General features: G+C 68.1%; 14 protein-coding genes and 1 tRNA gene. 6 read left to right on the top strand and 9 right to left on the bottom strand.

The features are described from left to right. Positions 1–62 precede the first annotated feature (62 nt). A complete protein-coding gene (locus O0J15_RS17605; protein WP_308306032.1) occupies positions 63–2183 on the bottom strand; it encodes a methyl-accepting chemotaxis protein in 2121 nt (706 codons plus the stop codon). A 183-nt stretch (positions 2184–2366) separates the two neighbouring features. Between O0J15_RS17605 and O0J15_RS17600 the strand changes: the two genes are divergently transcribed. Next, positions 2367–2822, top strand: coding sequence for an Rrf2 family transcriptional regulator (locus tag O0J15_RS17600; RefSeq protein ID WP_065177851.1), 456 nt, complete (start codon positions 2367–2369; stop codon positions 2820–2822). After that, positions 2812–3717, top strand: a complete 906-nt coding sequence (locus tag O0J15_RS17595; protein WP_308306031.1) for an NAD(P)/FAD-dependent oxidoreductase — start codon at positions 2812–2814, stop codon at positions 3715–3717. Before O0J15_RS17600 ends, O0J15_RS17595 begins: the two co-directional genes overlap by 11 nt. A gap of 109 nt (positions 3718–3826) precedes the next feature. Here the strand turns inward: O0J15_RS17595 and O0J15_RS17590 are convergent, their stop codons facing one another. From O0J15_RS17590 to O0J15_RS17575, 4 genes are all read right to left on the bottom strand, one after another. Then, on the bottom strand, positions 3827–5047 hold the full coding sequence (locus tag O0J15_RS17590; RefSeq protein ID WP_019661691.1) for an RtcB family protein: 1221 nt from the start codon (positions 5045–5047) through the stop codon (positions 3827–3829). A gap of 56 nt (positions 5048–5103) precedes the next feature. Next, entirely contained in the window at positions 5104–6228 is a 1125-nt protein-coding gene (locus O0J15_RS17585; protein WP_099561891.1) for a slipin family protein, read from the bottom strand. A gap of 357 nt (positions 6229–6585) precedes the next feature. Next, positions 6586–6659 (bottom strand) — tRNA-Thr (locus O0J15_RS17580). 645 nt (positions 6660–7304) lie between these two features. Further along, positions 7305–8261, bottom strand: coding sequence for an aldo/keto reductase (locus tag O0J15_RS17575; RefSeq protein WP_308306030.1), 957 nt, complete (start codon positions 8259–8261; stop codon positions 7305–7307). Positions 8262–8430: 169 nt separating this feature from the next. On the opposite strand from O0J15_RS17575, the gene O0J15_RS17570 reads away from it, so the two are divergent. The 3 genes from O0J15_RS17570 (at position 8431) to O0J15_RS17560 (ending at position 10298) form a co-directional block, all read left to right on the top strand. Then, positions 8431–9288 (top strand): class I SAM-dependent methyltransferase, encoded by an 858-nt coding sequence (locus O0J15_RS17570; RefSeq protein WP_164144057.1) that lies wholly within the window; start codon positions 8431–8433, stop codon positions 9286–9288. Positions 9289–9399: 111 nt separating this feature from the next. After that, positions 9400–9651 (top strand): hypothetical protein, encoded by a 252-nt coding sequence (locus O0J15_RS17565; protein WP_224329425.1) that lies wholly within the window; start codon positions 9400–9402, stop codon positions 9649–9651. Positions 9652–9758: 107 nt separating this feature from the next. Beyond that, on the top strand, positions 9759–10298 hold the full coding sequence (locus tag O0J15_RS17560) for a pseudouridine synthase (RefSeq protein ID WP_164144069.1): 540 nt from the start codon (positions 9759–9761) through the stop codon (positions 10296–10298). Between the two features lie 90 nt (positions 10299–10388). On the opposite strand, the gene O0J15_RS17555 is transcribed toward O0J15_RS17560, so the two are convergent. Continuing rightward, entirely contained in the window at positions 10389–10778 is a 390-nt protein-coding gene (locus tag O0J15_RS17555) for a hypothetical protein (RefSeq protein ID WP_019661686.1), read from the bottom strand. Between the two features lie 120 nt (positions 10779–10898). Continuing rightward, positions 10899–13403, bottom strand: coding sequence for an ATP-dependent helicase HrpB (hrpB, locus tag O0J15_RS17550; RefSeq protein ID WP_308306029.1), 2505 nt, complete (start codon positions 13401–13403; stop codon positions 10899–10901). Positions 13404–13470: 67 nt separating this feature from the next. On the opposite strand from hrpB, the gene O0J15_RS17545 reads away from it, so the two are divergent. Next, entirely contained in the window at positions 13471–14268 is a 798-nt protein-coding gene (locus O0J15_RS17545; protein WP_071228618.1) for a TatD family hydrolase, read from the top strand. 78 nt (positions 14269–14346) lie between these two features. On the opposite strand, the gene O0J15_RS17540 is transcribed toward O0J15_RS17545, so the two are convergent. Both O0J15_RS17540 and panE read right to left on the bottom strand, forming a co-directional pair. Continuing rightward, on the bottom strand, positions 14347–15273 hold the full coding sequence (locus O0J15_RS17540) for an NAD-dependent epimerase/dehydratase family protein (RefSeq protein ID WP_164144055.1): 927 nt from the start codon (positions 15271–15273) through the stop codon (positions 14347–14349). Further along, positions 15270–16208, bottom strand: a complete 939-nt coding sequence (gene panE / locus O0J15_RS17535; RefSeq protein WP_155030314.1) for a 2-dehydropantoate 2-reductase — start codon at positions 16206–16208, stop codon at positions 15270–15272. Before panE ends, O0J15_RS17540 begins: the two co-directional genes overlap by 4 nt. Positions 16209–16395: the final 187 nt, after the last annotated feature.

Here is a 16395-nt window from a genome sequence, read left to right as displayed (position 1 = left end):
CCGGGCACTCCCCCTGTCTGCGCTCCACGGTAGTGCCGGCCGCCGGCCGGCAACCGGATCAATCAGGCCGCGCGCATCAGCGCGTCCTTCGCTGCGGCGGTGGTCGACAGGTCGAACACATCCACCGCATCGATCAGGCGGTTGGCCTGCTGTTCCAGGCTGCGTGCGGCGGCGCTGGCTTCCTCCACCAACGCGGCATTCTGCTGGGTGGTGCCGTCCATCTGGATCACGGTCTGGCTGACCTGTTCGATGCCCGCGCTCTGCTCCTGCGAGGCGGCGGAGATCTCGGCCATGATGTCAGTGACGCGCTGCACCGAGGCCACGATCTCGGCCATGGTGTCACCAGCCTCACGCACGCGCTGTGCACCGTGCCCCACCTGTTCCACCGAGGCTTCGATCAGCGACTTGATCTCCTTCGCTGCCGCCGCCGAACGCTGTGCCAGCGTGCGCACTTCGCTGGCCACCACGGCGAAGCCGCGGCCCTGCTCGCCGGCGCGTGCCGCTTCCACCGCGGCGTTCAGCGCCAGGATGTTGGTCTGGAAGGCGATGCCATCGATCACGCTGATGATCTCGGCGATCTGCCGCGACGAGGTTTCGATGGCACCCATCGTTGCCACCACCTGGCCGACCACGCTGCCGCCGTGAGAGGCAACGGTGTGCGCGCCGATCGCCAGCTGGTTCGCCTGGCGCGCATGCTCGGCGTTCTGGCGCACGGTGGAGGTCAGTTCCTCCATCGATGCCGCCGTCTCTTCCAGGTTGGCGGCCTGCTGTTCGGTACGGCGCGACAGATCGTTGTTGCCGGCGGCGATCTCCGCCGCCGCCGTGTGGATGTTGCCGGAGGCGTGCTTGATGTCGGTGACGATGGTTGCCAGCTGCGTAGCGGTGGTGTTGGCGTCGCCGGCGATACGCGCGAACACGCCCTGGAAATCACCGTGCATGCGCGCGCCGAGGCGGCCATCGGCAATCGCGCGCAGCATGCTGGAGACCTCGCCGAGGTTCAGTTCAGTGGTCTGCATCAATCGGTTCAAGCCGTCGACCATTGCGCGGAAATCATGCTCGAAGCGTGCGCTGTCGCCGCGCTGGCTGAAGTCACCGGCGGCGGCGGCTTCGGCCAGGCGGCGGATCTCGCCGTTGATCATGCCGAGATTGGCCTTGGCCGTATCCAATGCGTTGGTGATCACGGCCTTTTCGCCGGGCAGGCGTTCCATGTCCTGGCTGAGGTCACCGACGGCATAGCGGCCCATGATCGAGATCGCGCGCATCTTCACCTGGATGTGCGCGTCAACCAGCGTGTTGCAGTCGGCCACCATGGTGCCGAACGCGCCCGGGAACGCACTGGCCTCCATGCGATGGCTGATGGTGCCGGCGTCATGCGCCTGCGCCATCGTCGCCTGTGCGTCCAGTACGCCGCGCAGCGTGGACTGCACCGCCTGCATCGCCTGCGCGAGGCGACCGATCTCGTCGCGGCTGCGCACCTGCACCACGTGCTGCAGATCACCGGCGGCCACGGCACGCGCAGCGGCTTCCACCGCCAGCACCGGCTGCACCACCGCGCGCCGCAGCCACCAGGCCAGGCCCATCAGCAGCAACACGGCGGCCAGCACGGTCAGCGCCGCGCACAGCAGCAGGGTCTGCCGGGCCTGCTGCGACCGCGCCGCTACGGTTGCTTCGGCCACCTGCGTGGCATGCGTGCTCAGCGCATCCAGTGCGGTCGCCACCGGGCGGTCCTTGCCACGCACCAGATTGTCGCCGGCGGCGGGATCGTAGCCGGCTTCCGCAAACGCCTGCAGGGCGGCGTGGTAGTCCTTCTGCAGCTGCGCGTGCAGGCCAACGAACGCCTGCGCCAGTTCACGCGTGCGCGCGTCCGGGCTGGTCACCAGGCCCTTGGCCAGCCGTTCGACCAGGCGGCCTTCGTTGTCGAAAGCGTCCAGGTGGCGCTGACGCAACGCGTCGTCGTGGCCGCGGAGCAGCACGTTCTTCCATTCCTGCACCTGGCCGCGGAACTCACGCTGCAGGCGTTCGGCGTCGCGGCTGTGCGTGACTTCGGGCGGAACCTCGGTGGACAACTTGAACCAGGCGGAGGCCAGGCCAGCCAGCGCGCACAGCAGGACCACGGCCAAGCCAACAGACACCGCGCCGAGCAGCTTGGACTGCAGGCGCGGAGCACGGACAGACGCATTCATGGGGAAGCACTCTCGGGAAGGGGCATTGCGGTATCGACCCGCCAAGCTCCCGCTGAAGTGCGACGTAAATCACATTAGCGTTTCGTTTAGTGATGTGAAGGAACTGTTTCATAGGACAAATGTGTCCGTGTGGAACAAATGTGGACCCTGGACAGGGGATATAAATGTAACTATCGTAGTTACATGAAGACCGCGAACCCGCTCTCCGACGCCCTTCACGTGATGGCGCATCTGGTCGGCCAGGACGGCCCGCGCACCTCCGAGCAGCTGGCGTCCTGCCTGCCGACCCATCCGGTGGTGATCCGCCGTCTGCTGGCGCAGCTGCACAGGGCGGGCCTGGTTCGCAGCGCCCGTGGCCATGGCGGTGGCAGCCACCTGGCCCGTGATGCTGCAACGATCACCCTGCATGACATCTATCTGGCTGTGGGCGCACCACCGCTGGTGCAGGTCGGCGCCCGCGATTCCGGCGGCGGCTGCCCGATCCAGCAGCTGGTCAACAGCGCTTTGCTGGAGGGTGCACGCGAAGCACAGCGCCTGCTCGAACAGCGCCTGCGGGCGACCACACTGGACAAGCTCGGCGCCGACTTCGCCCGCCACCTCGCCCATCACCGCTCCCTGGAAGGTCACCATGAATCCTGATGTGCTCATCGTCGGCGGCAGTTATGCCGGCATTGCTGCGGGCCTGATCCTGGCCCGTGCCCGCCGCCCGGTCACCGTCATCGACGCCGGTTTGCCGCGCAATCGTTCCGCCAGCCATTCGCACGGGGTGCTGGGGCTGGATGGCATCAGTGGCGCCGAGCTGCTGAAGACGGCGCGCCAGCAGCTGCTGGACTACCCCACGGTGCGTTGGGTGCATGCCGAAGCCGTGCAGGCCACCGCCCGCGCCGAAGGCGTGGAAGTGCGTACCGCCGATGGCCAGGTGCTGGCCGCGCGCAAGCTGCTGCTCGCCAGCGGCATCGCCGACCAGTTGCCGGCGTTGCCGGGCCTCGCCGAGCGCTGGGGCAGCACCGTGCTGCACTGCCCGTACTGTCATGGCTATGAAGTGGGTGGTGGTGCCATTGGCCTGCTTGGCGGTCATCCGATGTCCGCCAGCAAGGCGCCGCTGTTCGCCGACTGGGGCAATGTCACGTTCTTCAGCATGGGACTGGACACCACGGATGAGGAACGCGCCGCCATGCAGCAGCGCGGCGTGCAGATCGAGACGTCACCCGTGCTGGGCGTGCAGGGCGACCAGCCGACCTGGCTGGAAGTGGAGCTGGCCGACGGCCGCCGAATCGCCCAGCGTGCGTTGTTCGTGCCGGCCACCCAGGCGATGGCCACGCCATTGGTGCAGCAGCTGGGCTGCACGTTGGTCGAGAGCCCGCTGGGCGTGCTGATCGAGGTCGATGCGATGAAGCAGACCTCGGTGCCGAACGTGTATGCCGCAGGCGATGCGACGACGGTCGGCAACATCACCCTGGCCATGGCCGAAGGCGTGCGCGCGGGCATCGGCGTGCACCACGCGCTGGTGGCCGAAGACAGCATCGCGCGCTGAACGTTGCACAGGTAGAGGCCGACCTTGGTCGGCGCTGTTCCATCCACGCATGGCGTGGATCTACTGCAATCGGGTGCGGTGGGTGCCGGCCTTGGCCGGCACCGCTCCGTTACCCCTTCACGCACAACACCTGGCGCAGGGTGTGCACCACGTCGACCAGGTCCAGCTGCGCGGCCATCACATCGTCGATCGACTTGTACGCGGCCGGTGACTCGTCCAGCACGCCGCTGTCCTTGCGGCATTCCACGTGCGCGGTGGCCTCGCGATGCTGGGCCAGCGTGATCTGCTGGCGCGCGGCGCCACGGCTCATCACCCGGCCGGCACCGTGGCTGCAGCTGTGGAAGCTGTCCGCGTTGCCTTTGCCACGCACGATGTAGCTGCGCGTGCCCATGCTGCCGGGAATGATGCCCAGCTCCCCCTCGCGAGCGCTGACGGCCCCCTTCCGGGTCACCAGCAGCTCCTGCCCGTGGTGCGTTTCCTTCTGTACATAGTTGTGGTGGCAGTTCACCGCCATTGCCGCCAGCTGGAACTTCGGCAGCCGGTGGCGCATCTCGGCCAGCACGCGCGACATCATCGCCTCGCGGTTCTGCCGGGCGTAGTCCTGCGCCCACGACACGGCTTCGACGTAGTCATCGAACAGCGGCTCGCCTTCCATGAAGAACGCCAGGTCCTTGTCCGGCAGGTGGAAGCCCAGCACGCGCCGGGCCAGTTCCTCGCGCGCCTTCTCGATGAAGTAGGTACCGATCAGGTTGCCGGTGCCGCGCGAGCCGCTGTGCAGCATCACCCACACCGTATCCGTCTCGTCCAGGCACAGTTCGATGAAGTGGTTGCCGCCGCCCAGCGTACCCAGCTGGCGGTCCAGCTTATCGGTGCGGATCCTGCGGTGCTTGTCCTTGATCTTCTCCAGGCCGTCGGCCAGCCCGGACTGCACCAGCCGCGTGTGGATGCTGTCGGGCATGCGGTGATGCTCGCCGCCGCGCCCGTTGCCGACCGGAATGCTGCGCTCGATGCTGTTGCGCAGCTGCCGCAGGTCGTCGGGCAGGTCGTTGGCGCGCAGCGTGGTGCGCACCGCCGCCATGCCGCAGCCGATGTCAACGCCGACCGCGGCCGGGATGATCGCACCGCGGGTCGGGATCACCGAGCCGACGGTCGCGCCCTTGCCCAGGTGCACGTCCGGCATCACGGCCACCCACGGCCCGACGAACGGGATCGCGGCGATGTTGCGCAGCTGCTCATGCGCCTGCGCTTCCAGCGGCACACCGTTGACCCAGCCCTTGATCGGCGTGGTGCCCTCGACGTGCAGCCATTGATAGTTGTGTTGAGTGTCCATGTCTTCGTGTATGTCCTTGATGGGCCGGCGGCGCGTCCCTGCGCCGCCGCGACCCCCTACCTGATCGTCACCAGCTGCTTCAGCACGCCATCCAGGCCGCCGAACACGGTGAACTTGTCGATCTTCTCGGTGACCTTCTCCAGCGCCTCCAGCTCCTTCAAGCGCATCAGCACCGGGTTGTCCTCGATCAGCTTTGCGGTGTTGAGCTGCGAACGCGTGGCGTTGGCCTCCTCGCGGCGACGGATCACGCTGGCCTGGGCCTGCTTCTCGGCAAGCACCACGCCGTTGAGGATCTCCTTCATCTCGCCCGGCAGGATCACGTCCTTGATGCCCACACCGAGCAGCCGCACGCCATGGCCCTCGATCGCCGCCTGCACATGGGCAGCGATCTCGCCGTCCAGTGCCGCCTTGTCGCCCAGCAGCTCGTCCAGGCTGCGTGCGGCGATCGCCTGGCGCAGGCCGAACTGCAGCTGCCGATAGATGAACTCATCGGCATTGCTCAGCGTGCGGTGTGCACGCACCGGGTCGACCACCTGCACGGTCGCGGCCAGGTTCACCCGCAGGGTCACCTTGTCGCGGCTGAGCAGTTCCTGGCCGGACACGTCCAGCGAACGCGCACGCAGCTCCACGCGCTCCACCGACACGTTGCCGTTGAAGTTCCAGAACGCATGCAGGCCGGCGTCCAGCGTCTGCCGCAGCGTGCCATCGATGAACAGCAGGCCCACCGACTCGCTCGGCACGGTGCTGATCACCGCCACACGCGGCAGCACGCCCAGCTGGCCCAGGCGCTGCTGCACGTCCACCGGAATGCGCGGCTCGTCACCCAGCGCCATCACGCGCACCTGGGTGTCGACCGAACCGCGCCAGTACAGGCGACGGCTGCCCGGCGGCAGCACTTCATCGATGCGGCCATTGCGCAGCAACAGGCCGACCTCGCTGGCGCCGACATTGGCCAGCACGAAGTGGATGTCCAGCTGTGCGCCCAGCGCTTCGATCAGGCTGTCCTGGTCGCTGCCGGTATAGGCCGCGCCCTTCGATGCGGTGTGGATGTCCACGTGTGGGCGGCCGCCGAACGGCGACAGGCGGTGCACGCCCGGCAGCAGGATCTGCTGGAAACGACGGTTGCGATACACCAGGCCGCGCTCGCCGTCGCCGATCACGACCTTGATGGTCCAGAACATGGGAGTCTCTCCTTGTATGGCTCTGGTGGTTCGACCCGTTGCGTATGAATCGCCATGACCCGGGTCGATCAGGTCGTGGCGCGGCCGCCTGCACACCACGTGCAGGCGGCGGAAGAGGGCGGCCATCGGCGGACGGTCCGCGCGCGGAGCCTTCGGTGCACCGGCAGTGCTGCCATCGTCGTTCCCGGCAGGCAGCACCGGGGCGGAACGTGGCTGGCAGTGGCGGCGGGCCGGGGCCCGGCGTGCGCTCCGTTGCCTTCCACGTTCCTGCCCGAAGGCGATGTCCGTGGATGGCGACGATGGCCGCTGGGGCTTGCGCCCCGGGTGTTGCTTCAAGTCATGACGTGACAGGTCATGTGGTTTGGAGTGGGAATCGAACCCACGACAGACGGATTACGGATCCGTTGCTCTGACCAAGCTGAGCTATCCAGTTGGGGACCGCGCGGAATCGAACCGCGTACCGGCGAACCGGCGCCTGCCTCCAGCAGGCGATCCAGGCGATGGCATGTCCGCGACCTCCGGCATACGCCACGGCAACGCCGCGCGCACCAGCCCGTGGTGGAAACGGGACCGTTGGAGAATCGAGGGTGCAGGCCACCGACATTATCGGCGAGCGATAATGTTTGGGTGCGATGCAGATAATGTCCAGGCGTTGCCATGCACGCGGAGAAACTCCTCCGGTGGGGCAGGAAAAACCTGGGTCAGTGAGCGGCGGGTTGCCGCGCGGGGTGCAGTTCTGGCATCGCGGGTCCTTGTGCCGACGCAAACGAAAACGCCCCCGGGACTTGCGTTCCGAGGGCGTCGTCAGGCCTCGGAGATCGGGGTGGCCGATCTCCGCAGGGCGGGTATCAGGCCGTTGTCAGCTGGTCTTCCTTGCCGAACGCGCGCGCCAGCACGTCCATGCGCAGGCATGGCAGTAGTTTGGCGGTGGCGACGGAGTGCGCGTTCAAGGGAGTTTTCCAGTGGTTGTTGAAACGAGGTGCGCACGATAAACCACGATTTAGTCGCGCGCAACCATTTTGTTCAATTATTTTCTTCGCTGTTGTGCAATGCCGGCCAGCGGCCGGCACTACAACTCAGGCTTCCGCGCTGGCGGCATCCAGCTGCGCGACATCCTGCACGCTCAGCGATACGTTGGCTGCCGCCAGCAGATCGTGCAGCTGCTCGACGCTGGTGGCGCTGACGATCGGCGCGGTGATCGACGGCCGCGCGATCTGCCATGCCAGTGCGATCTGTGCAGCGCTTGCGCTGTGCTTGCTGGCCACGTCATCCAGTGCCTGCAGGATGCGCAGGCCACGCGGATTCAGATAGCGCTTCACCACGTTCTCGCCACGCGCCGGGCTCTTGGCCGCATCGGCCGGCGTGCGGTACTTGCCGCTGAGGAAGCCGCTGGCCAGCGCGTAGTAGCCGATCACGCCGATCTGTTCGCGCTGCACCAGCGGTTCCAGTTCCTTTTCGTAGCCGGCGCGGTCATACAGGTTGTACTCCGGCTGCAGCGTTTCGTAACGCGGCAGCCTGTAGTCGGTGGACACCTTCAGCGCATCGGCCAGGCGCGTGGCGCTGTAGTTGGAAGCACCGATCGCACGCACCTTGCCAGCTTCGATCAACCGGCCGAACGCAGCCAGGGTCGCTTCCAGCGGCGTCGACTCGTCATCCTCGTGGGCCTGGTACAGATCGATCACGTCGGTCTGCAGGCGGCGCAGCGAATCCTCGACCGCCGAATTGATGTTGTCCGGGGTCAGGCCGGGGCGTTCGGCCCACTTGGCCACCTTGGTCGCCAGCACCACCTTGTCGCGCTTGCCGCTGCGCGCGAACCACTTGCCGATCAGCGTTTCCGATTCGCCGCCGGCGTTGCCCGGCACCCAGGCCGAATACACATCGGCGGTGTCGACCAGGTTGAAGCCGGCGTCGACGAAGGCATCGAGCAGGGCGAAGCTGGCCTTTTCATCGGCGCTCCAGCCGAACACGTTGCCACCGAAGGCGAGCGGACGTACATGCAGGCCGGAACGGCCCAGTTCGCGGGTTGCCGTCATGGGCACGGACTCCTTGGGGGAAGTGCTCCAGAATAGAACGCGTAGTGTGACCGTGCTGCGGCGGTGACCACAAAACAGTGTTCCGCGCCGCGCACGCCGCTAACGTTTTGTGAACACCTGGGACGCCGCGGCTGCTAGTCTCGCCGCATCTTCCGTTGGAGTCGTCCCGATGATGCCCTCTTCGTCCCTGCGTGGTTGCCGCCTGCTGCTTGCCTCGGCCCTGCTTGCCGCTGTTCCCGCGTTCGCCGCACCGGCCACGGTGGTGCCGGCGAAGATCCAGGTGTCGCCGGCCATCGATGCGGCGGTGAAGGCGTCGACCCGTGATGCCAACAACGTCAAGCGCGATGGCTTCCGTCATCCGGCGCAGACGCTGTCGTTCTTCAAGGTGGCACCGGAAAAGACCGTCATCGAGATCACCCCCGGCAACGGCTGGTACTCGGAGATCCTGGCGCCGCTGTTGCACGACAAGGGCCACTACGTTGCTGCGGTGGTCGATCCGATGGCGGTGCCCGAAGGCCGCGGCCGTGACTACCAGCAGCGCAGCCGCGACAGCCTGGAGAAGAAGTACGCCGGTGCGCCGGCACAGTTCGGCAAGACTGCCGTGGTCGCCTACGATCCGGCCAAGCCGGTGTTCGGCCCGGCCAATTCAGCCGATGTGGTGCTGACCTTCCGCAACGTGCACAACTGGCGCAAGGCCGGCCAGGCGCAGGGCATGTTCCAGGGCTTCTTCAACGTACTCAAGCCGGGCGGCGTGCTGGGCGTGGTCGAGCATCGTGCCAAGGCCGACGTAGCCGACGATGATGACACCGGCTATGTCGGCCAGCAGCAGGTGATCGCGATGGCCGAGGCGGCTGGTTTCAAGCTGGATGCACGCAGCGAGGTCAACGCCAACCCGCGCGACACCAAGGACCACCCGAACGGCGTGTGGACGCTGCCGCCGACCAACCAGCACGACAAGGCCGATGATGCGAAGTACCAGGCGATCGGTGAAAGCGACCGCATGACCCTGCGCTTCATCAAGCCGTAGCGGGCGGCGCCGGGCTGCGCCCGGTGAGCGCTGCGGCGTCACAATGGACGTAACGTGTATCCGCCGGGCGTGGCCCGGCCCTGCTGCCAATGGAGTGGACAGTTGAAGAAGGTGTTCTATATCGCTGTTGCAGTGCTGGTGTTGGCGCGGCTGATTGACTTCGTGTTCTACGGTGGCCATGCCTACGACCTGGTGGCGACCGTGGGGTTTGCCGTGCTGTTTGCCGGTGCGCTGCTGGAGGAGCGTGCGCGTGCCATGAATCCGCCGCCGGTTCGCCTGCGGCGCCGGGCCAATGTCATCGCGGCGTGCGGCATCGCACTGGTGCTGGGCTCTTTCCTGCTGGAGTGGAAGGTCTTCGGTTGATCGCGCCGCAGCCTCGGCCGGCGTGATGCCCGGCAGCACCGGGGCCGCGCTCGGCCGAGGTTGCGCGGCATGGGACAATGCTGCACCTGCCGCCCGTCGTGCCCGCAATGCTGATCGCCTTCAACAAGCCCTTCAACGTGCTCTGCCAGTTCACCGACCGCAGCGTACCGCCGCGGCCGACGCTGGCCGGGTTCGGCCTGCCGCCGCGCGTGTATGCCGCCGGTCGCCTGGACCATGACAGCGAAGGCCTGCTGCTGCTGACGGATAACGGTACGCTGGCGCACAAGCTGACCGACCCCAGGCATAAGGCCGACAAGACCTACTGGGTGCAGGTGGAAGGCACCCCCAGCGATGAGCAGCTGCAACGGCTGCGCGATGGGGTGGAGCTGAATGACGGACCGACCCTGCCGGCGAAGATCGAGCGCCTCGATCCGTCGCCGTCGCTGTGGACACGCGATCCGCCGGTGCGCTTCCGCAAGACCGTGCCCGACAGTTGGCTGGCGATCACGATCCGCGAGGGCCGCAACCGCCAGGTGCGGCGGATGACCGCGGCGGTGAACCTGCCGACGCTGCGGCTGGTCCGCGTGTCGATGGGACCCTACCGCCTGGACGACCTGCAGCCGGGGCAGTGGCGGCAGATCGGCTGAAACAGGAAGGGCCGGATACCCTACGGTATCCGGCCCTCATAGCGGGCTGATGGGCTCAGTTCCTGCGGAAGGAAGCCGACCCCGGCAGACTCAGGCGTCGCTGCCGATATCGCTGTGCTCGTCCACCACGGTGTCGTTGCGGCGGTCACGCGCATTGATGCGCTGCGCCTGGCCATTCACCACGTGGCCGTTGGCGGCCTTCTTCTTCTGCTGCTTGCGGTACAGCGCATAGCCGAGCAGGCCGACACCCACCGCAGCGGCGGCAATGGTCACCGCCGGGTTGCGCCGGGCGAACTTGGTGGCCACCTTGCCACCGGTCTTGACGGCGCCCAGCGCCGCGCCGGTCTTGATCCAGTCACTGGCCTGCGGCCCAAGGTGGCGCAGGCTGCCACCGGCACTCTTCAGGCCGTCGCCGGCGCTGTGGGCCAGGTCCAGGGCGCGCTCCAGAGCGCGGTCGGTGATTACGGTCAGCTTGCTCATGCGGGGGTCCTTTGCCTCGGGTCGAAGTCCAGTGTCGCGTGTTGTCCGTAAACGGTATGTCAGTCGAGGTGGCACGCGGTGTGACTTTACCGCAGCCATTCAGGATCAGGCAGGGTCCGGCTACGTCCCGCGCGGCTTGGCCCGATGCGTGGCCGTGGCCGTCCACGGGTCATCCGGCCACGGATGGCGCGGGTAACGGCCCTTCATTTCCTTTTTCACCTCGGCGTAGGTGCTTTCCCAGAAGTTGCGCAGGTCCTGGGTGACCTGCAGCGGGCGGCCGCCGGGGGAGAGCAGGTGCAGGGTCAGCGGCACGCGGCCAGCGGCGATGCGCGGCGTATCGGCCAGGCCGAACAGTTCCTGCAGCTTCACTGCCAGCACCGGCGGCAGCGGGTCGCCGCTCTCGCTGTCCAGCGCATAGGTGATCGGCCGCTCCAGTCCGGACGGCACGGTGATGCGGGTCGGCGCATGACGCTCGACCAGCTGCCGTTGTGGCCACTCCAGTGGCGATTTCAGCGCTTCGCCGAAGCTGGCTTCATCCAGCGCATCCAGACGGCTCTTGCCGGCGAACGCTGGCTGCAACCACTGCGCGCGGTTGGCCAGCAGGGCGTCGTCGCTGCAGTCGGGCAGGCCGAGCTCGGGCATCCAGCGGCGCAGCGATTCCACCCGTGCCTGCCACTGGCGCAGGCCTTCGGTCCACGGCAGCGCCTGCAGGCCGAGCTCGGCCACCGCATCGGTCAGCGCCTGCGCGGCGTGCTGCGGATCGACCCGGCCGGCCGAGCGGCTGTCCAACACGATCCGGTCGAAACGGGTCTCGCGCAGGGCCACCAGGGCGCGGCGCTCGCTGTCCCAGCGCACCACGTCTTCGGTGACGAAGCGCTCCGGCCACGCATGGCGCAGAGCACTTTCATCGACCGGTGCGGCACGCAGCAACAACGCATCGCGCGCTTCGAAGCGCAGTTCGCTGGCCACCAGCCACGGCTCGCCGCGCAGGTCGCTCAGCTCGTGCAGGCGCGCGCTGCGGCCATTGGCCAGCAGGTAGCGCAGAGGATCGCTGGGATGCTGGAAGCCAATTCGATCGGGGAAGGCATGAGCGAGCAGGTCGCCCAGCTCATGGGCCTCGATGCTGGCCGGCGGCGTGGCTTCGCAGCGCAGGCGGCGACGCCACTGCTTGGCGGCGGCATCGATCGCGGCCAGCCCGCTGCGGTTGGCATTGCCCGGTGTGCGGCCATTGCGGAACGCGGCCAGTGCGCGCCAGCGGGCCGCCAGCGCGTCGCCGCCCTGGCGCAACGGGTCGCGCGCCTCCAGCAGCGCGGCCAGGTCGGCAGCCAGCGCCTGGGCGCGGGCATCGGGCGCTGCCAGCAGCATCGCCGCCATCCGTGGATGCGTGCCCAGCGCCAGCACACGCCGGCCCAGTTCGGTGATCGCGCCACTGCTGGACAGGGCGCCGAGCCGCTGCAGCAGTTCGCGCGCCGCGCCCATCGGACCCGCCGGGGGCGGATCGAGGAAGCGCAGATCGCTGCTGCCCCAGGCCGCCAGTTCCAGTGCCAGTCCGGCCAGTTCCACCTGGTCGATTTCGGCGCGGCGCTGCGGTTCCAGCCGCTGCGACTGTGGCCACAGCCGCCAGGCCACGCCCTCGGCGACGCGGCCGGCGCGGCCCGCGCGCTGGTCGGCCGACGCCTGCGCGATGGCCACCACGTCCAGCCGGGTGAACCCACTGTTGGGGTCGTAGCGCGGTTCGCGTGCCTGGCCGCTGTCGATCACCACGCGCACGCCGGGCAACGTCACCGACGACTCGGCGACGTTGGTCGCCAGCACCACGCGCCGGCGGCCATCGCTGGCCACCTGAAGTACGCGCGCCTGTTGTTCCACGGGCAGTTCACCGTGCAGCGCCAGGACCTCGACATCGCCATTGAGCGATTCCTGCAGACCCGCCTGCACCCGCGCGATCTCGCGCTGGCCGGGCAGGAACACCAGCAGGTCACCGGGGTGCTCGGCCAGGGCCTGCTGCACCGCGCGGCGCACCTGCAGTTCCAGCGCCTCATCGCGGCGCGCCGGGAAATGGCTGATCGCCACCGGGTAGCTGCGGCCCTCGCTGCTCAGCCGCGGCGCATCGAGAAAACGTGCCAGCCGCTCGCCGTCCAGCGTGGCCGACATCACCACCAGGCGCAGGTCATCGCGCAGCTGCGCCTGCACATCCAGCGCCAGCGCCAGGCCGAGGTCGCCGCTGAGATGGCGCTCGTGGAATTCGTCGAACAGGATCGCACCGACCTCTTCCAGCATCGGGTCGTCCTGCAGCATGCGGGTCAGGATGCCTTCGGTGACGACCTCGATGCGCGTGCGCGCCGAAACCTTGTTTTCGAAGCGGATGCGGTAGCCGACCGTGCCACCGACCTCCTCGCCCAGCTGCCGCGCCATGAACAGCGCGGCGCTGCGGGCGGCGACCCGCCGTGGTTCCAGCAGGATGATCTTGCGGCCCTGCAGCCACGGTGCGTCGAGCAGTGCCAGTGGCACCTGGGTGGTCTTGCCGGCACCGGGCGGGGCCTCCAGCACCAGTCGCTGCTGCGCGGCCAGGTGTTGCTGGATCTGCGGCAGCAGCGGGGAAATCGGGAAGAGCGGGGCGTTCATGTGCAAAGGATAAGGGGGCACGGCGGGCGCAGGTACAATGCGCGGGCACTTTTCCCCCGCGATGACCATGCACCTGATCGATATCGGCGCCAACCTGACCCACGACTCCTTCGACCGCGACCGTGACGCCGTGCTGGACCGCGCGCGCCAGGCCGGCGTGGTGCAGATGGTCATCACCGGCGCCAGCCGCGAGCACTCGCCGTTGGCGGTGCAGCTGGCCCAGCAGCATCCGGGCTTCCTGTACGCAACGGCCGGCGTGCACCCGCATCACGCGGTGGAGTACACCGAGGAATGCGATGCCGAGATGCGCGCGCTGCACGCGCATCCGGAAGTGGTGGCGGTGGGGGAGTGCGGGCTGGACTACTTCCGTGACTTCTCGCCGCGCCCGGCGCAGCACCGCGCGTTCGAGCGCCAGCTGCAGCTGGCTGCGGACAATGGCAAGCCGCTGTTCCTGCACCAGCGTGATGCGCATGCCGACTTCATGGCACAGATGAAGAACTTCGAAGGTCGCATCGGCCCGGCGGTGGTGCATTGCTTCACCGGCGAACGCGATGAACTGTTCGATTACCTGGACCAGGACTGGTACATCGGCATCACCGGTTGGCTGTGCGACGAGCGCCGTGGCGCGCACCTGCGCGAACTGGTGAAGAACATCCCGGCCAACCGCCTGATGATCGAGACCGACGCACCGTACCTGCTGCCGCGCACGCTGAAGCCGATGCCGAAGGACCGCCGCAACGAACCGATGTTCCTTTCGCATATCGTGGAAGAACTGGCACGTGACCGTGGCGAGGACGTTGCAGTGACGGCGGCCAATGCGACTGCGGCGACGCGTGCGTTCTTCCGCCTGCCCGACGCGGGTTGATCCGTAGAGCCGAGCCCATGCTCGGCTCATCGCGCGCAGCGCGACGGACACGGAGAGCAGCCGAGCATGGGCTCGGCTCTACAAAGCGCTGTTCGGTAGCGCCGTGCCATGCCCGGCGAGCGAAGCGGCAAGGTCCGTCAGCCCTTCCCGATACGTCGGAAACCGTGGCGCCCACCCCAGCGCTTCACGCGTGCCACGGCTGTCGATGCGCTTGTTGCTCTCGTAGAAGCGCCGCAGCGTCGGGCTCAGTGCCGGGTCATCCCAGGCCACGGCGGGCGGCAGCGCAAACCCGCCCAGCTTCGCGGCGAAGGCCAGCACATCCTGCGGCGGTGCAGGCTCGTCGTCGCTGGGCAGGTAGAGACCCTGCCGGGCCGGGCGCCGCATTGCGGCGATGATGACGGTTGCCAGGTCATCCACGTGCAGTCGGTTGAACACCTGGCCCGGGCGAACCACGTGGCGTGCACGCCCCTGCGCCAACTGCACCAGCGCATTGCGACCCGGCCCGTACAGGCCGGGCAGGCGGAACACCGCCGAGGCGATGCCGCGTTGTCCGGCCAGTGCACGCCACTGTGCTTCCGCGAGCAGGCGCTGCACGCCAGCCGTTTCAGTGGCGTCGGCCGCGCTGCGCTCGTCGATCCAACCGCCGGCGCGGTCGGCATACACCGAGGTCGACGACAGATAGCCGACCCAGCGCAATGCCGGGCTGGCCCGCAGAGCCGGCAGCAGCAGGCGCAGTGCCGGGTCGCCCGCGGCATCTGGCGGCACGCTGCACAGCACGGCATCGGCCTGCGCGATCTCTTCGAGCAGGGCAGGTGACGGTGCGGTGTCAGCTCGAAGCGGGTGTCGCAGCAGGCCATCGTGCGGTGCCGCAGACGGGTCGCGCACCGTGCCGGACACGGCTACGCCCCGCGCCTGCAGCTGCGCGGCCAGCACGCGTCCGCTCCAGCCCAGCCCGAGAATCAGTACCCGCGCGGGCAACGGGCTGGCCTGCAATGCGGGAGTCACGCGACCCGCAGTGCCTGGTAGGCCTGCAGGCTGCTGTAGGCAACCTGCAGCAGCAGGGCCTCCTGATCGGCCCTTCGCGCACGCGCCAGCATGTCGCCGACAATCTGTTCCGCTTCCACCTGCTGGCCGGCCTCCAGATCGCGCAGCATCGAGGCCTTCAACGCCGAGCCGGCCTGGGTCAGCGTGCCGCGCGCGGTGTCCTGCGCTGCCTCCGGAACCGGTTCACCGGCGGCTTCGGCGACGGCCAGGCACTCGTCGTAAAGGCCACGTACGATCGCCTCGCCATCATCGGTGGCGACGATGGTGCCGATATCCGCACGCAGCAGGCAGGTGGCGGCGGCCAGCGCGGTCAGGAAGGTGTACTTGATCCATTGCTCCTGGCCGATGCGCTCGCTGGCCAGGTGATCAAGATTGGCCTGCGCGCAGGCAGCGGCGAAGGCACGCACGCGTGCGGACGCCGCGCCGCCATCGCGCTCGCCGAAGGTGAGCTTGGCCGGCTTGCCCAGGTGCAGCACCGCACCGCCGGGGGCCTTGGTGGCGCTGATGAAGCACAGGCCGCCGAGCACGGCGTCGCGGCCGAAGCGCAGGTCCAGCGCGTTGTAGTGGTGCAGGCCGTTGAGGATCGGCAGCACGGTGGTGTTCGCGCCCACGGCTGGAGCAATGGCGTCGATCGAGCTGTCGAGGTCGTAGGCCTTGCAGCTGAGGATGACCAGGTCGAACGGCTTCTGCGCGGCCAATGCGGGCAGCGCATCGGCGGTGACGTGCTGCACCGGGAAGCTGGCATCGCCGAGCGGGCTGCGGATCACCAGGCCGTCGCGGTCCAGCTGTGCGGCGCGCGCGGGGCGCACGAGGAAGGTCACGTCCACGCCGGCCTGGGCCAGGCGACCACCGAAGTAACCGCCGGTACCGCCGGCGCCGAGGATCAGGATGCGCATTGCACGTTCACCGCTTTCTGGGGGAATCAGAACTGCGATTGTGCCGGAGATTGCAGGCAAAAAAGAGCCGAGCATAGGCTCGGCTCTACAGACTGCTGCATCCACGCATGGCGTGGATCTGGTGTTGCCGGCCCGCGGCCCCGCCCACCCCCCCCGGGACCCCACCCCGCGCCCCCCCCCCCCCCCC

The sequence above is a fragment of the Stenotrophomonas sp. Sm10 genome (assembly GCF_030985515.1).
GTDB lineage: Bacteria > Pseudomonadota > Gammaproteobacteria > Xanthomonadales > Xanthomonadaceae > Stenotrophomonas > Stenotrophomonas hibiscicola.
The sequence above is the reverse complement of the archived record's forward strand: the minus strand, read 5'-3'. Positions and strand labels throughout refer to the sequence as shown.

Coding starts and splice junctions, on each gene's coding strand:
- hrpB (WP_308306029.1), bottom strand. CDS start 13,403: ATGAACGCCCCGCTCTTCCCGATTTCCCCGCTGCTGCCGCAGATCCAG.
- panE (WP_155030314.1), bottom strand. CDS start 16,208: ATGCGCATCCTGATCCTCGGCGCCGGCGGTACCGGCGGTTACTTCGGT.
- O0J15_RS17590 (WP_019661691.1), bottom strand. CDS start 5,047: ATGGACACTCAACACAACTATCAATGGCTGCACGTCGAGGGCACCACG.
- O0J15_RS17595 (WP_308306031.1), top strand. CDS start 2,812: ATGAATCCTGATGTGCTCATCGTCGGCGGCAGTTATGCCGGCATTGCT.
- O0J15_RS17585 (WP_099561891.1), bottom strand. CDS start 6,228: ATGTTCTGGACCATCAAGGTCGTGATCGGCGACGGCGAGCGCGGCCTG.
- O0J15_RS17605 (WP_308306032.1), bottom strand. CDS start 2,183: ATGAATGCGTCTGTCCGTGCTCCGCGCCTGCAGTCCAAGCTGCTCGGC.
- O0J15_RS17555 (WP_019661686.1), bottom strand. CDS start 10,778: ATGAGCAAGCTGACCGTAATCACCGACCGCGCTCTGGAGCGCGCCCTG.
- O0J15_RS17575 (WP_308306030.1), bottom strand. CDS start 8,261: ATGACGGCAACCCGCGAACTGGGCCGTTCCGGCCTGCATGTACGTCCG.
- O0J15_RS17560 (WP_164144069.1), top strand. CDS start 9,759: ATGCTGATCGCCTTCAACAAGCCCTTCAACGTGCTCTGCCAGTTCACC.
- O0J15_RS17600 (WP_065177851.1), top strand. CDS start 2,367: ATGAAGACCGCGAACCCGCTCTCCGACGCCCTTCACGTGATGGCGCAT.
- O0J15_RS17570 (WP_164144057.1), top strand. CDS start 8,431: ATGATGCCCTCTTCGTCCCTGCGTGGTTGCCGCCTGCTGCTTGCCTCG.
- O0J15_RS17545 (WP_071228618.1), top strand. CDS start 13,471: ATGCACCTGATCGATATCGGCGCCAACCTGACCCACGACTCCTTCGAC.